The sequence below is a fragment of the Sphingobium indicum B90A genome (assembly GCF_000264945.2).
GTDB classification, from domain to species: domain Bacteria; phylum Pseudomonadota; class Alphaproteobacteria; order Sphingomonadales; family Sphingomonadaceae; genus Sphingobium; species Sphingobium indicum.
Genome location: NZ_CP013071.1, coordinates 25,742 through 45,000, shown reverse-complemented (window position 1 = coordinate 45,000; position 19,259 = coordinate 25,742). Strand labels below are relative to the sequence as shown.

At 65.3% G+C, this 19,259-nt stretch carries 11 protein-coding genes, 2 rRNA genes and 2 pseudogenes (1 of these 15 cut by a window edge); 9 read left to right on the top strand and 6 right to left on the bottom strand.

Annotation, left to right across the window (positions count from 1 at the left end):
* The 5 genes from SIDU_RS17885 to SIDU_RS17865 form a co-directional block, all read left to right on the top strand.
* A 23S ribosomal RNA gene (locus tag SIDU_RS17885) occupies positions 1 to 2,492 on the top strand; it begins 304 nt to the left of the window's first position.
* Between the two features lie 142 nt (positions 2,493 to 2,634).
* A 5S ribosomal RNA gene (rrf, locus tag SIDU_RS17880) occupies positions 2,635 to 2,749 on the top strand.
* A 515-nt stretch (positions 2,750 to 3,264) separates the two neighbouring features.
* The gene (locus SIDU_RS17875) at positions 3,265 to 5,160 is read left to right on the top strand and encodes a potassium transporter Kup (RefSeq protein ID WP_025772832.1); all 1,896 of its coding nucleotides are present in this window, start codon (positions 3,265 to 3,267) and stop codon (positions 5,158 to 5,160) included.
* 298 nt (positions 5,161 to 5,458) lie between these two features.
* Entirely contained in the window at positions 5,459 to 6,523 is a 1,065-nt protein-coding gene (locus tag SIDU_RS17870; protein ID WP_007688016.1) for a type III polyketide synthase, read from the top strand.
* Complete coding sequence (locus SIDU_RS17865; protein ID WP_073507205.1) at positions 6,520 to 7,653, top strand: NAD(P)/FAD-dependent oxidoreductase; 1,134 nt, start codon at positions 6,520 to 6,522, stop codon at positions 7,651 to 7,653. The genes SIDU_RS17870 and SIDU_RS17865 overlap by 4 nt, the downstream gene beginning before the upstream one ends.
* On the opposite strand, the gene SIDU_RS17860 is transcribed toward SIDU_RS17865, so the two are convergent.
* The 4 genes from SIDU_RS17860 to SIDU_RS17845 all read right to left on the bottom strand — a co-directional run bounded on the left by SIDU_RS17860 (position 7,583) and on the right by SIDU_RS17845 (position 12,469).
* Positions 7,583 to 8,281 (bottom strand): methyltransferase domain-containing protein, encoded by a 699-nt coding sequence (locus SIDU_RS17860; protein ID WP_007688026.1) that lies wholly within the window; start codon positions 8,279 to 8,281, stop codon positions 7,583 to 7,585. The genes SIDU_RS17865 and SIDU_RS17860 overlap by 71 nt on opposite strands.
* A 108-nt stretch (positions 8,282 to 8,389) precedes the next feature.
* Positions 8,390 to 9,829 (bottom strand): efflux transporter outer membrane subunit, encoded by a 1,440-nt coding sequence (locus SIDU_RS17855; protein WP_025772831.1) that lies wholly within the window; start codon positions 9,827 to 9,829, stop codon positions 8,390 to 8,392.
* Positions 9,830 to 9,839: 10 nt separating this feature from the next.
* Entirely contained in the window at positions 9,840 to 11,396 is a 1,557-nt protein-coding gene (locus SIDU_RS17850; protein ID WP_007688030.1) for a DHA2 family efflux MFS transporter permease subunit, read from the bottom strand.
* Complete coding sequence (locus SIDU_RS17845) at positions 11,393 to 12,469, bottom strand: HlyD family secretion protein (RefSeq protein WP_233431910.1); 1,077 nt, start codon at positions 12,467 to 12,469, stop codon at positions 11,393 to 11,395. Before SIDU_RS17845 ends, SIDU_RS17850 begins: the two co-directional genes overlap by 4 nt.
* Before the next feature lie 168 nt (positions 12,470 to 12,637).
* On the opposite strand from SIDU_RS17845, the gene SIDU_RS17840 reads away from it, so the two are divergent.
* A complete protein-coding gene (locus tag SIDU_RS17840; protein WP_007688033.1) occupies positions 12,638 to 13,069 on the top strand; it encodes a MarR family winged helix-turn-helix transcriptional regulator in 432 nt (143 codons plus the stop codon).
* Positions 13,070 to 13,316: 247 nt separating this feature from the next.
* Here the strand turns inward: SIDU_RS17840 and ilvD are convergent, their stop codons facing one another.
* Entirely contained in the window at positions 13,317 to 15,170 is a 1,854-nt protein-coding gene (ilvD, locus tag SIDU_RS17835; RefSeq protein ID WP_007688035.1) for a dihydroxy-acid dehydratase, read from the bottom strand.
* Between the two features lie 101 nt (positions 15,171 to 15,271).
* On the opposite strand from ilvD, the gene SIDU_RS17830 reads away from it, so the two are divergent.
* Positions 15,272 to 16,177, top strand: coding sequence for a LysR family transcriptional regulator (locus SIDU_RS17830; protein ID WP_020817728.1), 906 nt, complete (start codon positions 15,272 to 15,274; stop codon positions 16,175 to 16,177).
* Positions 16,178 to 16,182: 5 nt separating this feature from the next.
* Here the strand turns inward: SIDU_RS17830 and SIDU_RS17825 are convergent, their stop codons facing one another.
* Positions 16,183 to 17,004 (bottom strand): DUF2189 domain-containing protein, encoded by an 822-nt coding sequence (locus tag SIDU_RS17825; protein ID WP_233431908.1) that lies wholly within the window; start codon positions 17,002 to 17,004, stop codon positions 16,183 to 16,185.
* Positions 17,005 to 17,324: 320 nt separating this feature from the next.
* Between SIDU_RS17825 and SIDU_RS17820 the strand changes: the two are divergent.
* Both SIDU_RS17820 and SIDU_RS17815 read left to right on the top strand, forming a co-directional pair.
* Positions 17,325 to 18,306 (top strand): annotated as a pseudogene (locus SIDU_RS17820) (SDR family oxidoreductase); the annotation flags it as partial.
* Between the two features lie 18 nt (positions 18,307 to 18,324).
* Positions 18,325 to 19,255 (top strand): annotated as a pseudogene (locus SIDU_RS17815) (NAD(P)/FAD-dependent oxidoreductase).
* The last annotated feature ends 4 nt before the right edge of the window (positions 19,256 to 19,259 follow it).

The window sequence follows — 19,259 nt, the reverse complement described above, 5'->3', positions numbered from 1 at the left end:
ACCAGGCCAGCGCCTGATATTTAGTTAGCAGAACACTCTGGAAAGTGTGGCCATAGCGGGTGACAGCCCCGTATGCGAAAGCGCAATATCAGGACTTGAGTAGGGCGGAGCACGTGAAACTCTGTCTGAACATGGGGGGACCACCCTCCAAGCCTAAATACTCGTACATGACCGATAGCGAACCAGTACCGTGAGGGAAAGGTGAAAAGCACCCCGATGAGGGGAGTGAAACAGTACCTGAAACCGGATGCCTACAAGCAGTTGGAGGGCTCTTGAAGCCTGACAGCGTACCTCTTGCATAATGGGTCTGTGACTTAGTGTATCGAGCAAGCTTAAGCCGTTAGGTGTAGGCGCAGCGAAAGCGAGTCTGAACAGGGCGTTTTAGTTCGATGCATTAGACCCGAAACCCGGCGATCTAGGCATGACCAGGCTGAAGGTGCGGTAACACGCACTGGAGGGCCGAACCGTTTAATGTTGAAAAATTATCGGATGAGTTGTGTTTAGGGGTGAAAGGCCAATCAAGCCGGGAAATAGCTGGTTCTCCGCGAAATCTATTGAGGTAGAGCGTCGGATGATTGCCGTTGGGGGTAGAGCACTGGATGGTTGCGGGGGTCGCGAGATCTACCAATACTAACCAAACTCCGAATACCAACGAGTCTAGTCCGGCAGACAGACGGCGGGTGCTAAGGTCCGTCGTCAAAAGGGAAACAGCCCTAACCTACAGCTAAGGTCCCCAAGTCACGTCTAAGTGGGAAAGCATGTGGGATTTCCAAAACAACCAGGAGGTTGGCTTAGAAGCAGCCATCCTTTAAAGAAAGCGTAACAGCTCACTGGTCTAAACAAGAGATCCTGCGGCGAAGATGTAACGGGGCTCAAGACGTGCACCGAAGCTTAGGGTTCAGCACTTTGTGCTGAGCGGTAGCGGAGCGTTCCGTAGGCCGTTGAAGCGGAAGGGTAACCGACCGTGGAGGTATCGGAAGTGCGAATGCAGACATGAGTAGCGATTAAGAGGGTGAGATGCCCTCTCGCCGAAATTCCAAGGGTTCCTGCTTAAAGCTAATCTGAGCAGGGTAAGCCGGCCCCTAAGACGAGCCCGAAGGGGGTAGTCGATGGGAACCACGTTAATATTCGTGGGCCTGGAGGTGTGTGACGGATGGTGCAACTTGTCTGGCCTTATTGGATTGGTCCAGGCAGGGAAACTGTCCCAGGAAATAGCCCCTCCGTATAGACCGTACCCTAAACCGACACAGGTGGAATGGTAGAGTATACCAAGGCGTTTGAGAGAAGTATCCTGAAGGAACTCGGCAAATTGCCTCCGTACCTTCGGAAGAAGGAGGCCCCATCTAAGCGCAAGCTCTGATGGGGGGCACAGGCCAGGGGGTAGCGACTGTTTAGCAAAAACACAGGGCTCTGCTAAGTCGGCTTCAAGACGACGTATAGGGCCTGACGCCTGCCCGGTGCCTGAAGGTTAAGAGGAGGAGTGCAAGCTCTGAATTGAAGCCCAGGTAAACGGCGGCCGTAACTATAACGGTCCTAAGGTAGCGAAATTCCTTGTCGGGTAAGTTCCGACCTGCACGAATGGCGTAACGACTTCCCCACTGTCTCCAGGATATGCTCAGCGAAATTGAATTCTCCGTGAAGATGCGGAGTACCCGCGGTTAGACGGAAAGACCCCGTGCACCTTTACTGCAGCTTCAGAGTGGCATTAGGAAAGAACTGTGTAGCATAGGTGGGAGGCTTTGAAGCCGGGACGCCAGTTCCGGTGGAGCCATAGGTGAAATACCACCCTGTTGTTTTCTGATGTCTAACCTCGCACCGTCATCCGGTGCAGGGACCCTCTGTGGCGGGTAGTTTGACTGGGGCGGTCGCCTCCTAAAGAGTAACGGAGGCGCGCGATGGTGGGCTCAGGACGGTTGGAAACCGTCTGTTAGAGTGCAATGGCATAAGCCCGCCTGACTGCGAGACTGACAAGTCGAGCAGAGACGAAAGTCGGTCATAGTGATCCGGTGGTCCCTCGTGGAAGGGCCATCGCTCAACGGATAAAAGGTACGCCGGGGATAACAGGCTGATGATTCCCAAGAGCTCATATCGACGGAATCGTTTGGCACCTCGATGTCGGCTCATCACATCCTGGGGCTGGAGCAGGTCCCAAGGGTTTGGCTGTTCGCCAATTAAAGTGGTACGTGAGCTGGGTTCAGAACGTCGCGAGACAGTTTGGTCCCTATCTGCCGTGGGCGTCGAAATTTGAGAGGAGTTGACCCTAGTACGAGAGGACCGGGTTGAACATGCCTCTGGTGTACCTGTCGTCCTGCCAAGGGCGCAGCAGGGTAGCTATGCATGGACGGGATAACCGCTGAAAGCATCTAAGCGGGAAGCCTCCCTCAAGATAAGATTTCTTCGAGCGGTCGTAGACCACGACCTTGATAGGCCGGATGTGGAAGTGCGGTAACGCATGGAGCTAACCGGTCCTAATTGCTCTGTTCGCGCTTGAATGCTTCTCCAAAGAAGCGAGTCCCACCATCAATGACAACACTGGAATAAACCAGCGTCAAAGATGTGGTGATCACCCTCATGCCAGACATCATTGCCTCAAGTGCACGGCACCGATTAAAACCCGAAGCGCAAGCTCTATTGCTTGGTGACCATAGCGTCTGTGACCCACCCGATCCCTTCCCGAACTCGGACGTGAAACCAGTCTGCGCCAATGGTACTGTGGCTCAAGCCCCGGAAGAGTAGGTCGTCGCCAGGCATTATAGCTCGCGCTCCATAAAACCCATTCGCATGTCCATGCGCTCAACAGCGCAATGCACGCCACAACGCGCAATCCACAGAACAACCACCACAATCCGCAAAAACAACACGCCCGGTTCTCACCAAGGTCGACGAAGCGCTGAAAGCTCTGTCGGCCGCCAAAGACGCGGCTCCATCATCGTCAGATGCGCACCGGAGCTTGCGCTCGGAAACAGCAGCGCGGCCAGCCGCAAATTCCGGCATGGTCATGCCCGCCGCCGGGTTCTCCAGAACCAGCCTGCGCGGCAGCCCGCCTTCGGGCTAGGTGAAGATCAACAGGATCAGGCCCGCCAATCTCACCCGATCCTGGCTGCCGGATGCTCATGCCAGCCTTTCATTTTTCGCATCCTCTTTCCGGGAGGATGCCCAATTGCGCATTCCTGTGCGAATCCCATGCCGATCGCGTAAAGTCCCACTGGAAATATAATGCAGCTTCGTGCGATAGCCGCCGCGGCAACAGCGAGTACGGTGCGGATGACGGATCGAGCGGGTGAGGGGGTGGGCCACAGCCATCCGCAGGAGAAGTTGTCTCTCCTGACATTGGGGGCGCTGGGCGTGGTGTTCGGGGATATCGGCACGTCGCCGCTCTACGCCTTGAAGGAGAGCTTCGTCGGCCACCATCCGCTGGCGGTCGATTCCGCTCACATCTACGGCGTCCTGTCGCTGGTCTTCTGGACCATGACGCTGATCGTCACGGTCAAATATGTGTTCATCATCATGCGCGCCGACAATCATGGCGAGGGCGGCAGCATGGCGTTGCTTGCCCTCATCTCCCGCAAGCTGGGGGAGAGCCGATGGACGCCGACCATCGCCATATTGGGCGTGCTGGCGGCGGCGCTATTCTATGGCGACGCCATCATAACCCCGGCCGTATCCGTGCTCTCGGCGGTGGAAGGGCTGGAGACGGTGAATGACGGTTTAACGCCTTTCGTCCTTCCCATCGCCATCGTCATCCTGACCGGGCTGTTCCTGATCCAGAAACATGGCACCGCCCGGGTGGGGGCGCTGTTCGGGCCCATCATGGCGGTTTATTTCCTGGTGTTGGCGGCGCTGGGCATCCTCAACATCGCGCGCCATCCAGGGATCGTCGCCATCGTCAATCCCATGTGGGCCATCCATTTCTTCGCGCTGGATGCGAAGCTCGCCTTCCTGGCATTGGGATCGGTGGTGCTGGCGGTGACAGGGGCGGAGGCGCTCTATGCCGATATGGGCCATTTCGGGCGCAAGGCGATCAGCATAGCCTGGCTCTACGCCGCCTTCCCCTGCCTGCTGCTCAACTATATGGGGCAGGGCGCCCTGCTGCTGGACCTGCCCGCGGCGGCGGAAAACCCCTTCTTCCTGCTCGCGCCGGAATGGGCGCGGTTGCCGCTGGTCATATTGGCCACGCTCGCCACGGTGATCGCCAGCCAGGCGGTGATTTCCGGCGCCTTCTCCGTGACGCAGCAGGCGGTCCAACTCGGTTTCCTGCCGCGCCTCAAGATCGCCCATACCAGCGCTGCGGCGGCGGGGCAGATCTATGTGCCGCTGGTCAACTGGGCGTTGCTGTTCCTGGTCGTGCTGCTGGTGCTGGGTTTCCAGTCGTCGAGCAACCTGGCGGCGGCCTATGGCATCGCCGTCACCGGGACCATGGTCATCACCACCTGCATGATGGCGGTGCTGACCTTCAGCGTATGGCGCTGGAACCGGCTGCTTGCCGCTGGCGTGACGGGGCTGTTCCTGACGGTGGACGGCGCCTATTTCCTGTCCAACGCGACGAAGATCCCCGACGGCGGCTGGTTCCCCCTATGGGTGGCGGCGGTGGTGTTCGTCATCCTGACGACCTGGTCGACCGGGCGGAAGATCATGAACTTCTATCTGCTGGAAGGGGCGATGGATGTCGAACTGTTCATCCAGTCCGTCTCCGGCTCCCTGAAGCGCGTGCCTGGCACGGCGATCTTCCTCAATTCCCGCGTCGAGGGCGTGCCGCCCGCGCTGCTGCACAATGTAAAGCATAACAAGATATTGCATGAGCGGGTGATCATCCTGACCGTGCGGACGGAGGGCGTGCCCCACCTGCCGCTGACCGGCCGTTCGGAAGTGACGGACCTGGGGTCCGGCTTCTACCGCGTGGTGCTGCGCCACGGTTTCATGGAGGAGGTCGACATTCCCGCCGCGATGAAGGCCGTCGAGGGCTGCGGCGGCCCCATCAACGTCAGCCAGACCAGCTATTTCCTCAGCCGCCAGACCCTGATCCCGTCGGAGAAGCCCGGCATGGCGATCTGGCGCGAAAAGCTGTTCGCATGGATGATGCGCAATGCGGTGACGCCGATGGATTTCTTCAAGCTGCCGACGAACCGCGTGGTGGAATTGGGATCGCAGGTCGAAATCTGATCCCCCCTTTGCATTTTCAACTTCACGCCGTCATTCTCGCAAAGGCAAGGCGTGGAAATCGCATGTGAAAATGATCCACTCCGCGTCTGATGCCCGTCATTGTGGGAAATTGTCCTGCACGGCGCCATGGGGCCAGCCACGGAGGAACCGATGCGGCGCCGTCTTTGCGAATGGGGGACAGCTTTTATCCGGCGCGATCCGATCTCCTGCTGCGCCCGAGGGAGGTTTACGGCAGAGGGGGATTGATCCTTTGTCGTGACCCGAACGTTTCACCCAATAGAGGAGACAAGGCGACCCGATGACCGATACGCGCGCTCGCATCAACGCCATCGGGTGCGCCGTGCCCGCGCTGGACATGCATGGGCCGTTCATCCGATGGGCGACCGGGCAGTTGGACGATCCGCGAGAGCGGCAGCTGTTCCAGCGCATGGCGGAGCGATCCGGCATCGAGCATCGCTGGTGCGCGCTGCCGCCGACGGCGGAGGGCGGGTCGCCGGTCGACCCTGGCGGCTTCTACGCGGGGGATATGCCGCCGACCTCGCTGCGCATGCGCTGCTATGCCAAACATGCGCCCCGCCTGGCGATGGAGGCGATTGCGCGGTTGAAGGCGCGGGTGCCCCTCGACGGGATCAGCCATCTGGTGGTGGCGAGCTGCACCGGCTTCGTCGCCCCCGGCATCGACCAGATCATCGCCGAACGTCTGGGGTTGGAGGGGGTCGAACGCACATTGGTCGGCTTCATGGGCTGCTATGCCGCCGTCGCGGCGTTGCGGACGGCGCGGCACATCGTCCGGTCGGAGCCCGATGCGCGGGTGCTGGTGGTGACGGTAGAACTGTCTTCCCTGCACTTCCAACCGGAACGGCAGATCGAGCGGCTGCTGATGATGCTCCAGTTCGGGGACGGCGCGGCCGCCGCGCTGGTGACGGGGGAGGGCGCTGGCGTCGCCATCGACCGGCCCTTCTCGCTCAACCTGTCGGACTCGGCGGAACTGATCCGCTGGGACATAGGGGATAGCGGTTTCGTCATGCACCTGTCCGGAGAGGTGCCGGGGCGCATCCAGGCGGCGCTGGGCGATCCCTCGGTGCGTCGCCGCCTGTGGGGAAGCGACGATATGGCCGGGATAGACCGATGGGCGGTGCACGCAGGCGGCCGGTCGATCCTGGACGCGGTGGAGCAGGGACTGGAGCTTGGCCGCGATGCCCTGGCGCCTTCCCGCGCCGTGCTGGCGCGGTTCGGCAACATGTCTTCCTCCACCCTGATGTTCATCCTGCGCGACATGATGGGGGGTGCGGGGCAGGGGGTGGCGCTGGCCTTCGGGCCGGGACTGGCGGCGGAGGGGTTCCGCTTCGAAGGACTGGCATGAAGGCGCGCCTGCCCGCTCTGGTCGTCGGTGGCGGACCGGCGGGCGCGGCGGCGGCGATCGCCCTGGCGCGGGCGGGGACGCAGGTGCATCTCATCGACCGCCAGGGCGGCCCGCATGATGGCGTGTGCGGCGGCTTCCTTGGCTGGGATGCGTTGGCGGCATTGGCCGATCTGGGCGTGGACGCCTTCGCGCTGGGCGCGCGGCCGATCCGGCGGTTGCGGCTGGTGGCGGACGGCCGGCGCATGGAACTGCCGCTGCCCCATGTCGCGGCGGGCCTCTCCCGACGGGTGCTGGACGAAGCGCTGATCGGTCGGGCGGCGCAGGCGGGAGCGGTCGTCCAGCGAGGCAGGGCGGTGCGCGCCGCCGACCCCGCAGCGCGCTCGATCCGCTTCGACGATGGCGGGCAATTGGCCGGCGACGCGCTGTTCCTGGCGACGGGCAAGCATGAATTGCGCGGGCTGGCCCGCGATCTCACCGGCCGTCGGGAACCGCCCTGCGTCGGGCTTCGCGCGACCCTGTCCGGCAGCGCTGACTTGGCGGGCGTGATCGAGATGCACCTGTTCGACGGCGGCTATGCCGGCCTGCTGCTGCAGGAGGACGGCGCCGCCAATCTCTGCCTTTCCGTTGCGCGGGACCGGCTGTCGGATGGCGTCCCCGCGATGATGCGGGCGATCATGGCGCAGGCGCCCCATCTGGCCGAGCGCATGGGCGGAAAGATGCCGCCCTCTTTCGATGCGATTGCCGGCGTGCCCTATGGCTGGCGCGCCGCGGCGGGCGTGCCGGGCATCTTCCGCATCGGGGATCAGGGCGCGGTGATCGCTTCCCTGGCCGGCGACGGCATCGCCATCGCGCTCCACAGCGGGACCAGCGCGGCGCAGGCCTATCTGCGGGGCGGACCGCAGGCGGCGATGGGCTGGCAGGACCAGTGGCGCCGCCGCAGCCGGCGGCCGCTGGCGATTGCCGAAGCCTTGCGCCACGGGGCGGCGGGGCCATGGGGACGCGGGCTGCTGATGCGGTTGCTGGGCCTGATGCCGGGGCTCGGCGTTCAGGCCGCGCTGCTCACCCGCATATCCGCTCCACGCACAGGCGGAAGGAAAAGCGCCGCACGATCCGCACATCGTCCAGGCTGATGCCCGCCTGGGGCAACAACTCCGCCCAGTCGCCGGGGCGGAAAGACCGGGCGATGGACAGCCGGCCATCCTCCCGCACGATGCGGTGGACGCGCAGCAGGCGGGCAAGCAGCGGAAAGCCCCAATAGGAAAAGCCATGTCGGTGCAGGTCGCAGACCAGCCAGCCCATCTGCGCCTCCGCCTCCATATGGCGCAGGAAGGTCATCAACTGCGCATCTGTCATATGGTGCGTCACCTGGCTGGAGATGATGAAGTCGAACTGTTCCGGCTGGTCCAGATAGTCCCCGGCGCGATAGTCGATGGCGAGGTCGGGCGGAGTCGCATGGCGGGCCGCGGCAAGGCTCTTTTCATTGAGGTCGACGCCGATCAGTTCGGCCTCTATCCCGCGCCTCCTGGCCCAGCGGGCGACCGCGCGCAGGACGTCGCCGTCTCCGAAACCGACGTCGAGCAGGCGGAAATGCCGGGCCGAACCGATGGCGCGGTTGAGGAAGGCGATGGCGGGCCAGGCGGTGAAGGTCCAGCGGTTCACGCGGGCCAGGTCGTGCAGCACGCGTTCATAGACGGCGGGGTCCAGGTCCGGCGCGTCCATCTGTTCTTCCTGCCGCGAACGGATCGAAAGGTCGGCCATATGCCCTCTCTTCTCTCCGGCATCATAGCATATTTTCATATCTTCATGGGCGCGGAGGTGCCGTTGATCCGGCAGTCGCGTCCAAAGCCTTGACGGAAGGTCGATTTGCTACCGCCAGCCGAGACCGAGCGCCTTTTGCAACGCTATGTAATCCGCCGTCATTGCCGCCGTTCCCTGCGTCAGCGCCTGCGCCGCCAACAGGCTCTGCCGCTCCGCGTCGAGAAGCTGGATGCGGGTGGCCGTTCCCGCCTCGAAACGCTGGCGCACCAATGCGGCGGCGCGGTCCGCCGAAGCCTTCGACCGGGCGGCGCTGGCGACGCTCAACCGCCGGGCGCCGAAGCGGGAAAGCGCATCCTCGCCGTCGCGCAGGGCATTGAGCACCGCCTGCCGATATTGCGCCGCCGCCTCGTCCCGCGCGCCTTCGGCCTGTCCCACCCGGGCGGCGTTGCGGCCGAAATCGAGGAAGCTCCAACTCAGCCGCGGCATGGCGATGGCCGCCAGCGTGTCGAGGTCGACCAGATCGCCCGGATCGGTGCCGCCGATGCCGATCAGGCCCATGAAGCTGAGGCTGGGAAAGCGCGCAGCCTCCGCCACGCCGATCCTGGCGGTGGCGGCCGCGAACCGGCGCTCCGCTGCCCGGATGTCGGGACGACGCCTGAGCAGCGCGGCGGGATCGCCGACCGCCACCTGCGCCGGAGGCAGCGGGACCGAGGCGGGCGCGGCCAGCATGGCGTCGAGCGCGCCGGGCGCCTCCCCGGCCAGCGTGGCCAAGGCGTTCAGATAGGCGTCGCGCTCCGCGCTGAGCGGCAGCAGCGCGGCGTCGCTCTGCTCCAGTTGGTTGCGCTGCTGTTCCACCTCCAGGGCGGAAGCGGTCCCCTGGGCGTGGCGCTGCTCCGTCAGGCGCAGCATCTCGCGCTGCCGGGCGGCCGCCTGCTGCGCCAGCGCGATCCGTTGCTGCCGGTCGCGCAGATTGACATAGGCTTGCGCGATTTCAGCGGTCAGGCTGACCTGCGCGTCCGCGACATTGGCCTGCGCCGCCTCAACCTCAGCCCTCGCCGCCTCCATCCCGCGCCGCCGGCCACCCCACAGGTCGACCTCCCAACTCGCGTCGAAGCCCAGATTGTAGAAATTGAGCGACTGGCTGTCCCCGCCCTCCGCACTGTCTTCCTCCGAACCGCCCAGGTCGACGCCGGGCACGGTCGCATGGACGTATAGGGCGGAGGCGTTGACATTGGGAAGGGCGTTGGCGCGCTCCGTCCGCAGCGAGACGCGGGCCTGCCGCACCCTTGCCTCCGCCACGGCCACGCCGGGACTGGCGGCCAGCGCGCGGCTTTCCAGCGCGTCGAGCACCGGGTCGCCCAGCGCCGTCCACCAGGCCGCGGCGGCGGGCGCCTGCGCGCTGGCGTCGGCGGGCGCCCTGACGAATTGGGCGGCGGGGCTGACCGGCCTTGCGGCTTCCGGTCCATGATAATCCGGCCCAGCGGTGCAGGCGGCGAGTGCCAGCAGAGGGAGGATGGCCGGAGAAAGGACGGTCTGGGGGAAACGCATGAAACCAGCCTCAATGCATCGCGACCGCTTGCCCCTTGGGCAAGGGACGCAGGAACAGTACCAGCGGCAATACAGCGATGATGCCGACCGCCAGCATCGTGAAGATGTCGTTATAGGTCATCACCAGCGCCTCCCGCTGGATCGTGCCGGACAATGACCGAAGCGCGGCGTCCTGCCCGCCCAGCGAATGGGCGAGGCCGCCGATATAATCCTGCACCTGGCCGCTATTGGCGCTCAGGCTTTCCTCCATGCGGCGGCTGTGCAGCCAGCTTCGCTGGTCCTGGATGGTGGCGATGCCCGCCAGCGCCAGCGACCCGCCCAGGTTGCGGACGGCGTTGAACAGCCCGGCGGCATCGCCCGCATCCTCGCGCGGGACCGATGCGATGGCCGCCTGGTTGAGGAAGAGGAAACCGAACACGCTGCCGATGCCGCGCAGCAATTGCGACTCGACGAAATCATGGCCTACCGCCTGGTTGGTCAGCACCGTGTCGACCCAGCAGCTCGTCGCCATGATGAACAGCCCGGCGCCCACCGCGATGCGGATGTCGAGGTGCCGGATCAGCAGGGGGGTGAGCGGCATCAGCATCAGGCTGGGAATGCCCGACAGCAGGACGATCCGGCCCGATTGGAGCGCGTCATAGCCGGCGATCGCCGCCAGGAACTGCGGAATGACGAAGGCGGTGCCGTAGAGCATCATGCCGATCACCAGCCCCATCAGCGCCACGGCGCCGAATTGCCGGTCGAGCAGCAGTTTCAGCCGGATGACCGGCCTTTTCGCGAAATATTGCCCGGCGAACAGCAGGATGAAGCCGACGCCGGAGACGATCGACATCAGGACGATCTCGCTGCTCTGGAACCATTGTTCCCGCTGCCCTTCCTCCAGCACGATGGTGAGGCCGCCCAATCCCAGCGCCATGCCCGCAATGCCGAGCCAGTCGGCCTGCCGGAATTCGCTGAGGCGCGGCTTTTGATGCGGCATCGTCGCCAGCAGCAGGGTGATGAGCAGGATGCCCACCGGCAGGTTCAGGAAGAAGGCGTAGTGCCAGCTTATATTCTCCGTCAGCCATCCACCGACCAGCGGGCCGAGCACCGGCCCAAGAATGGCGGTGACGCCGAACAGCGCGTTGCCGATCGGCTGCTGCGAACGGGGGAGGCGCGTGGCGATGATGGTCATCGCCGTGGGGATCAGCGCGCCGCCGGTAAAGCCCTGTCCGACGCGGCCGATGACCATGGTGGTCAGATCGCTGGCCATGCCGCACAACATGGAAAAGCCGGTGAAGAGGAAGGCGGCGGCTAGCAGCAGGGTACGCAACCCCAGCAGCCGTTCCAGCCAGGCGGCGAGCGGGATGATGATGATTTCCGCGACCAGATAGGATGTCGCGATCCAGGTGCCCTCCGTCCCGCTGGCGCCGATTTCGCCCTGGATGGTGGGCAGCGCGGAGTTGACGATGGAAATGTCCAGCGTCGCCATCATCGCGCCCAGGCTGCCCGCGATGACGGCCAGCCATGCGGCGGTGTCGGCGCGTTCGGGCTGGGGCGGCGCGGCCGAAGCGGCGGTTGCGTTCATCGGCCGATCCGGGCGTTATGCCGCTCCTGCTCCCGGCGGATCTGCGCGGCGGCGTTCCGGGCCGAACGGGTGTCGACGGACACTTCGACGGACATGCCGGGCACCAGCAGCTTCCGGGTTTCGGGTCCGGCGCTGACGGCGATGCGCACCGGGATGCGCTGGACGATCTTGGTGAAATTGCCGGTGGCGTTCTGCGGCGGCAGGACCGAAAACTGGGCGCCGGTGCCGGGCGCGATGCTGGCGACCCGCCCCGGCAGCTCCACGCCGGGCAGCGCGTCGACCTCGATCTTCACCGGCTGGCCGACGCGCATCAGGCCCAGTTGCGTTTCCTTGAAATTCGCCTCGACATAAAGGCTGGCCTTCGGGACCAGCGTCATGAGGCGGCTGGCGGCCTGAACGAACTGGCCCTGCCTGACGCTTTTGTCGCCGATCCGCCCGTCCGCGGCCGCCCGCAATATCGTCGCCTCCACATTGGTGCTGGCGGCCGAAAGCTGCGCGCGCGCCGCCTCGCCTTGCGCTTCCGCCTGCCGCACCTGCGTCTGCAGGGTGGCGATCCGCTTCTGCGCGCTGGTCAGCGTCGCCCTGGCGGCGGCGGCCCTTGCCCGCGCCTGGATTGCCTGGTTCTGAAGCTCCGACAGGCGCTCGCGGGTTTCAGCCCCGCTCGCCGCCAGCGGGCGATAGCGCTCCACCTCGCTCGCGGCGAAGGCGGCATTGGCGTTGGCGGCGTTCAGATCGGCCTCGGCCTGGGCGATGGCGGCGCGTTGCTCCGCGATCTGGGCGACGACGCCGGCGGCATTGGCCCTGGCCACATCGATCTGCGCCACGGACTGGGCAGCCTGCGCCCGGTAATCGCGGGGGTCGATCTGCACCAGCGGCTGGCCTGCCCTCACATCCTGGTTCTCCTCGACGAAGACGCGGTCGACATAGCCGGACACCTTCGGCGCGACCGTGATCGAATCGGCCTGGATATAGGCGTCGTTGGTCGATTCCTGATATTTGCCGAAGGTTTCGAAGCGGATGAACCACAGCACGCCGCCCCCGATCAGCGCCAGCGCCGCAATCAGCAGGATCAGGCGCGTGCGTGGGCTCTTGAGCGCGGAGGGGCGGCTCTGGCCCGAGTCGTCGCCATGGGGGAGGAAGAAGCCACTGTCTCAGAATTCATGGAGGGAACCCGCTGATCTCTATCCCGTTCCTATGCTCGCGCTTGCACTATAGCGCAACACCATTTATTGAGGTTCCTCATGAATGGCGCCGACGAACAGCTACTGACCGACCTTTTTCGGGTCATCACGCTGATCCGCCGGTCTTTCGACCGCGCGATGACGGAGCAGGGCGCGTCGCTTGCCCAGACCAAGATATTGATGTGCATTAAGGCGCAGATGGGAATGGCGCGCGCCGCCGATGTGGCCGAAATCATGAACCTTGCGCCCCGCACGGTGACGGAGGCGCTGGACGGGCTGGAGCGCGAAGGGCTGATCCAGCGAGTGCCGGACAAGGAGGATCGGCGGGTGAAGCGGCTTGCCATCACGCCCGCCGGAGAGGCGGCGGTGGCCGTGACGGAACCCCTGCGGGTGGAATTGGGGGCAAGGCTTTTGAACGCCCTGACGCCGTCCGACAGGCGGCATTTTCATGCTGCGCTGCAAAAATTGCTGCAGGGACTGGCTGACGCCTGACCTTTGATCCGCGCGATATTCTCTGTTATCATCGCCCCGGTCGACCGGCATAAGCCCGGCGGCAGGGGAGAGTGCGATGGAGCGTATGCATTACAGCATGTGCCAATGCAGCGTCGGGTTGCTGAGCCTGTGCAGCGCATCGGCCCTGGCGTTGACCGGCACGCTCTATATCCTGCTCCACTGATCGCCTGCTGCGAGCATCGGCAAGGCCGCGCCGCATCGTCGAATGCGGCGCGCACGCTGAAGATCAGTCCTTTTCCACCTGGCCCACGTCCCGCACCGCGCCGCGCGCCGCATTGGTGGTGAGCGCCGCATAGGCCCGCAGGGCAGGGGAAACATTGCGCTTGCGACCGAGCGGCTTCCACGCCTTCGCGCCGCGTCCCTCCATCTCCGCCTTGCGGGCCGCGATGACGGCGTCGTCCAGGTCCAGCCTGATGACGCGATTGGGAATGTCGATGAGGATGGGGTCGCCGGTCGCGACCAGCGCGATCAGCCCGCCCTCGGCCGCTTCGGGCGACACATGGCCGATGGAAAGGCCCGACGTGCCGCCGGAAAAGCGCCCGTCGGTGATGAGCGCGCAGGCCTTGCCCAGCCCCTTCGACTTCAGATAGCTGGTCGGATAGAGCATTTCCTGCATGCCCGGCCCGCCCTTCGGCCCTTCATAGCGGATGACGACGACATCCCCCGCCTTTACCTCATTGCCCAGGATGCCGGCGACCGCCGCATCCTGGCTTTCATAGACGCGGGCCGTGCCGTGGAAGGTCAGGATGGACTCGTCCACCCCCGCCGTCTTCACGATGCAGCCTTCCGGCGCGATATTGCCGAACAGCACGGCCAGCCCGCCATCCTTGGAGAAGGGGTGTTCCGCGCTGCGGATCACGCCGGTCTCGCGGTCGGTGTCCAGTTCCTCCCAACGGGCGTTCTGGCTGAACGCCTGGGTGGTGCGGACGCCGCCGGGGGCGGCGCGGAAGAAGTTGCGGACCTCCTCGCTATTGGTGCGGCCGATGTCCCAGCGGTTGAGCGCGTCGCCCAGCGTCGGCGCATGGACGGTCGGCAGGGTCGCGTCGACCAGCCCGGCGCGTTCCAGCTCGCCCAGGATCGCCATGATGCCGCCCGCGCGATGGACGTCCTCCATATGCACGTCATTCTTGGCCGGGGCGACCTTGCAGAGGCAGGGAACGCGCCGTGACAGACGGTCGATGTCAGCCATGGTGAAGTCCACCCCGCCCTCATAGGCGGCGGCGAGCAGGTGAAGCACCGTATTGGTCGACCCGCCCATGGCGATGTCCAGGCTCATCGCGTTCTCGAACGCGGCGAAGGTGGCGATGTTGCGGGGCAGGGCCGACGCGTCATCCTGCTCGTACCAGCGCTTGGCGAGGTCGACGATGGTGCGGCCCGCCTCCAGGAACAGCTTTTCGCGGTCGGCATGGGTGGCCAGCGTCGATCCGTTGCCCGGCAGCGACAGCCCCAGCGCTTCGGTCAGGCAATTCATCGAATTGGCGGTGAACATGCCGGAGCAGGAACCGCAGGTCGGGCAGGCGGACCGCTCGATGACCTTCACTTCCTCGTCGGTATAGCTGTCGTCGGCCGCGACGACCATGGCGTCGACCAGGTCCAGCGCGACGGTCTTGCCGCGCAGCTCGGTCTTGCCGGCCTCCATCGGACCGCCCGAAACGAAGATGGTCGGGATGTTGAGGCGCATCGCGGCCATCAGCATGCCGGGCGTGATCTTGTCGCAGTTGGAGATGCACACCAGCGCGTCGGCGGTGTGGGCGTTCACCATATATTCGACGCTGTCCGCGATCAGATCCCGGCTGGGCAGCGAATAGAGCATGCCGTCATGGCCCATGGCGATGCCGTCGTCGACCGCGATGGTGTTGAATTCCTTGGCGACGCCGCCCGCCGCCTCGATCTCCCTCGCGACAAGCTGGCCCAGATCTTTGAGGTGCACATGCCCCGGCACGAACTGGGTGAAGCTGTTGGCGATGGCGATGATGGGCTTGCCGAAATCCTCGTCCTTCATGCCGGTTGCGCGCCAGAGGCCGCGCGCGCCCGCCATGTTGCGGCCGTGGGTGCTGGTGCGTGAACGATAATGCGGCATGGGTCTGTCCTCGGTTCCTCTCCGGCCCGCCTTACGCCATTGCGGACAGGTTGTGAAATATATTGCGGGCGCGCTATAAGGTCGCAGGATGAATGAATGACATGGATCTGCGCCAACTCAACCATTTCCTCGCCGTGGCGGAGGAACTGCATTTCGGCCGCGCCGCCGAACGGCTGGGCATGACCCAGCCGCCGCTCAGCCAATCCATCATGGCGCTGGAGCGCGAACTGGGCGCGCCTCTCTTCACCCGGACCAAGCGGCAGGTGGCGCTCACCCCCTTTGGAAGGCAATGGCTGGAGCATGTCCGGCCGGCCGTCGGCGCGGTGGCCGACCTGGCTGCCGCGGCGCGGAGGCTGCGGGCGGGGACGGTCGGGCGGCTCGCCCTCTCCTTCGTCAGTTCGGCGGACTACAGCATCCTGCCCGCGCTGGTGCGGCGCTATGCCAATGCCTTTCCCGACGTCGACATGACGCTGATGGAAGCGACGAGCGACGTGCAGGTGGAGGCGCTGGTCGAAGGGCGGACCGACGCCGGGCTGCTGATCCCGCCCGCGTCCGGCCTGCCCGCCGCCATCGATTATCGCCCGTTGCTGCGCGAGCCGCTGGTCGCCGCCGTGCCGGAGAATTGGGCGAAGGACGGCCGCCTGCTGGTGGAGGAGGGCAGGCTGGCCGGAGAGAGCTGGCTCGACCAGCCGTTGCTGCTTTTCCCGCGCCACGTTTCGCCCACCTTCCACGACCTGATCGTCGACCATTATCGGGTCAGGGGGCGGGAGCCGCATGTGCGCCAGCGGGCGATCCAGATGCAGACGATCATCAGCCTGGTGTCCGCCGATATGGGATTGGCGCTGGTCCCCGCGTCCCTGCGCAACCTCGCCCGGACGGGCGTGCGCTACCTGCCGCTGGCCGGCCCCGCTCCCCTGCTGGAAACCGGCCTGGCATGGCGCCGGTCGGACGAGGCGCCGACGCTGCGCGCCTTGCTGGGCATAGCCCTCGACATGGCCGAGGGCTGACCGCCTTACCGGACGACGGCGCGGGTATAAAGGTGCCAGGTCGCATAGCCCAGCACGGGCAGCACCACCGCCAGCCCCACCAGAGCGGGCAGGGCGCCCAGCACCAGCAACGCCACCACGATCAGGCCCCAGGCCGCGACCGTCACCGGATTATGCCATGCCACGCGGCAGGATGTGCGCACCGCGACGCCCCAGTTGACCGGCTTGTCCACCGCCATGGGAAAGGAAACGACGCTGACCGCCAGCGTCAGCAGGGCGAAGCCGAAGCCGACCAGATTGCCGACCACGATCATACGCCAGCCCTGCGACGTGCCGAACAGGGCCGAAAGGAAAGCGCCCGGGGAGGATGTCGACCCAGGCACATTTTCCAGCGTCGCATGATAGATGAACCAGGCCGCCGCCATCCACGCCATGAACAGCAGCGCCAGAACGCAGGTCAGGTCGAACAGGGCGGAGCCGCCCGGCTTGCGGATCACGTCCAGGAAATGGCGCCAGCGCGCGTCCAGCCCCGCCTCCCGCCGCCGCGCCAGTTCGTAGAAGCCGCTGGCGAAGGCTGGCCCCAGCAGGATCGCGCCCGCCACCAGCGGGAAGATCAGCGGCAGGATCGACATCTGGCTGGCGGACATGATCGCCAGCGCGACAATGATCGGATAGATGAAGCCGATGAACAGCAGATCGCCCCTTTTGGCGAGGAATCGTCCCAGCCCTGGCGCAGGGCGATGCGCAGATCGTCGAACGTGATGGTGCGGACGGAAATATCTTCCCGGCGGACGCCGCCTGGGACGGGTGAGCCATTGCCATGGTGCGCTCTCCTGACCGAACGCCATGAAGCCCTTTATTCCGATCTGTCCTCTGTCGGGACATGCGCGCCTTCCGGGCGAGCATCTCTCGGCATGAGGGATGCGCCTCATGGCCAATGGCGGCATCCTACACCCGGAACACCGCATCCGCCAGTCCCTCCGATCCCGGGCCGCACGACATTTCCGCCTTCGCTCATGGTGGTTCTGAACCGGAACGCATAGCGTTCTTCTCGGCCATCTTTGCGAAGCGGGTTAACCCATGGCATTGAAAATCTGTTTTCGGAACCGGACAAGGAACGGGAATCTTCTCCTCGCGCTTATCGGTGAACAGGCGGACAGGAGCGATCATGGACAAGAGCCGCAGGGGCACGCGAACGCCCTGCACGCATATCGTCATCACGGGCGCGTCGAGCGGCATAGGCCAGGCCACGGCGGAGGCTTTCGCGGCCGGGGCGCAAAGCTGGTTTTGGCGGCGCGGGATGGCGAGGCGCTGGAAGCCGTGGCGGAAAGGTGCCGACGGGCCGGCGCGGAGGTGCTGACCGTGCCGCTCGACATCGCGGATGCGGAGGCGGTGCGGCAACTTGCCCAGTCGGCGCGCGATTTTTTGCGGATCGATCGACCTTGGTTCAGCAATGTCGGCGTCGGGGCCGTCGGCAAGTTCGTCGACGTCCCGATCGAGGCGCATGAACGGACGATCCGCTCCAACCTCATCGGCCATATGAATGACGCCCATGCGGTGCTCCCGATCTTCATGGCGCAGCGGCATGGGATCTTCGTCAACATGATCTCGCTCGGCGGACTGACCGGCACGCCCCATGCCGCCGCTTATGGAGCGAGCAAATTCGGCCTGCGCGGCTTTTCGGAGGCACTGCGCGCCGAAATGACGAATGGCCGGACATCCATATCTGCGACGTCTATCCGGCCTTCGTCGACACGCCCGCGCTGCGCCATGCCGGCAATTATACGGGCAAGGCGCTGACCGCTCCACCGCCCATGCTGGACCCGAGGAGGGTGGCGGCCGCCATCGTCGGCCTGGCCGACCGGCCCCGCGACAGCGTGCTGCTGGGGGCGCCGACCTGGTTGGTGCGGTTCGCCCATCCGCTTGCGCCCTCGCTGCTCAGCCGGATCGGGAATCTGGCCTTCGGGCGCTACTTCGCTTCGGCGGAACGCGCGCCGGTCACGCGGGGCAATCTGTTCGATCCGCCTCGGGACAGCGGCGGCATCGATGGCGGCTTTCGCAAGCCCGCCGGAACGGCGGAGGGCGGTTCTGTCGGCGCGCGCAGGCGTGCGGCCGGGGTTCTGCTCCTCGGCCTGCTGTCGGCGCGACGTTCGTTCGGCGATAGCGGAATGACGGCGCCCCTGGATTGCCTGGTGGTGGGCGCAGGCCCAGCCGGCCTGACGGCGGCCATTTATCTCGCCCGCTTCCATCTCAGGATCGCCATCGTCCAGGATCGCCATCGTCGACGCGGGCAACAGCCGCGCCGCGCTGATCCCGCATACCCGCAATCATGCAGGCTATCCGGGCGGCATATCGGGCCGGGAACTGCTCGCGCTGATGCGTCGGCAGGCGGCGGAATTCGGCGGCGAGGTGACGGAAGGACTGGTCACGGGGCTGGAGAAGGACGGCGATATTTTCCTGGTGCATGTCGAGACCGGGGCATGGCAGGCGCGCAGCGTGCTGCTGGCGACCGGCGTGGTGAACAACGCGCCGCCTATGTCGCCCGACATTCACGATGCGGCGCTGCGGCAGGGCTTGTTGCGTTATTGCCCGATCTGCGACGGATATGAAGCCACGGACCGGCGCATCGCCGTCATCGGGACGGGCGAGCGCGGCGCGAACGAAGCGATGTTCCTGCGCACCTATTCGGCCGACATCAGCTTGATTTCACCCCAAGGAGATCATGAACTGTCCGCCGACCAGAGGATGAGGCTGGAGGAGGCGGGCGTCGCGTTGGTGAACGGCCCTTGCGAACCCCTCCGCATCGAGGGCGAGCGCATATTGGTGCCGACGCCGAACGGGGGCGAAGCCTATGATACGGCCTATCCCGCGCTTGGATCGATCATCCGGTCGGAACTGGCGATGATGCTGGGCGCCGAAGCCACGGACGACGGTTGCCTCGTCGTCGACGACCATCAGCGCACGAGCGTGCCGGGCCTTTACGCCGCCGGCGACGTCGCCAAGGGCCTGGATCAGATCAGCCACGCCATGGGTGAGGGCGGCGTCGCCGCCACCACGATCCGCAACGACCTGGCGGCGAGGATTTCGCTGCTTCGATAGGCTG

Excerpts from the sequence above, each read along its gene's own strand:
- SIDU_RS17855 (WP_025772831.1), bottom strand. The coding sequence starts at position 9,829 with ATGCGTTTCCCCCAGACCGTCCTTTCTCCGGCCATCCTCCCTCTGCTG.
- SIDU_RS17860 (WP_007688026.1), bottom strand. The coding sequence starts at position 8,281 with ATGGCCGACCTTTCGATCCGTTCGCGGCAGGAAGAACAGATGGACGCG.
- SIDU_RS17875 (WP_025772832.1), top strand. The coding sequence starts at position 3,265 with ATGACGGATCGAGCGGGTGAGGGGGTGGGCCACAGCCATCCGCAGGAG.
- SIDU_RS17865 (WP_073507205.1), top strand. The coding sequence starts at position 6,520 with ATGAAGGCGCGCCTGCCCGCTCTGGTCGTCGGTGGCGGACCGGCGGGC.
- ilvD (WP_007688035.1), bottom strand. The coding sequence starts at position 15,170 with ATGCCGCATTATCGTTCACGCACCAGCACCCACGGCCGCAACATGGCG.
- SIDU_RS17830 (WP_020817728.1), top strand. The coding sequence starts at position 15,272 with ATGGATCTGCGCCAACTCAACCATTTCCTCGCCGTGGCGGAGGAACTG.
- SIDU_RS17850 (WP_007688030.1), bottom strand. The coding sequence starts at position 11,396 with ATGAACGCAACCGCCGCTTCGGCCGCGCCGCCCCAGCCCGAACGCGCC.
- SIDU_RS17840 (WP_007688033.1), top strand. The coding sequence starts at position 12,638 with ATGAATGGCGCCGACGAACAGCTACTGACCGACCTTTTTCGGGTCATC.
- SIDU_RS17825 (WP_233431908.1), bottom strand. The coding sequence starts at position 17,004 with ATGGCGTTCGGTCAGGAGAGCGCACCATGGCAATGGCTCACCCGTCCC.
- SIDU_RS17870 (WP_007688016.1), top strand. The coding sequence starts at position 5,459 with ATGACCGATACGCGCGCTCGCATCAACGCCATCGGGTGCGCCGTGCCC.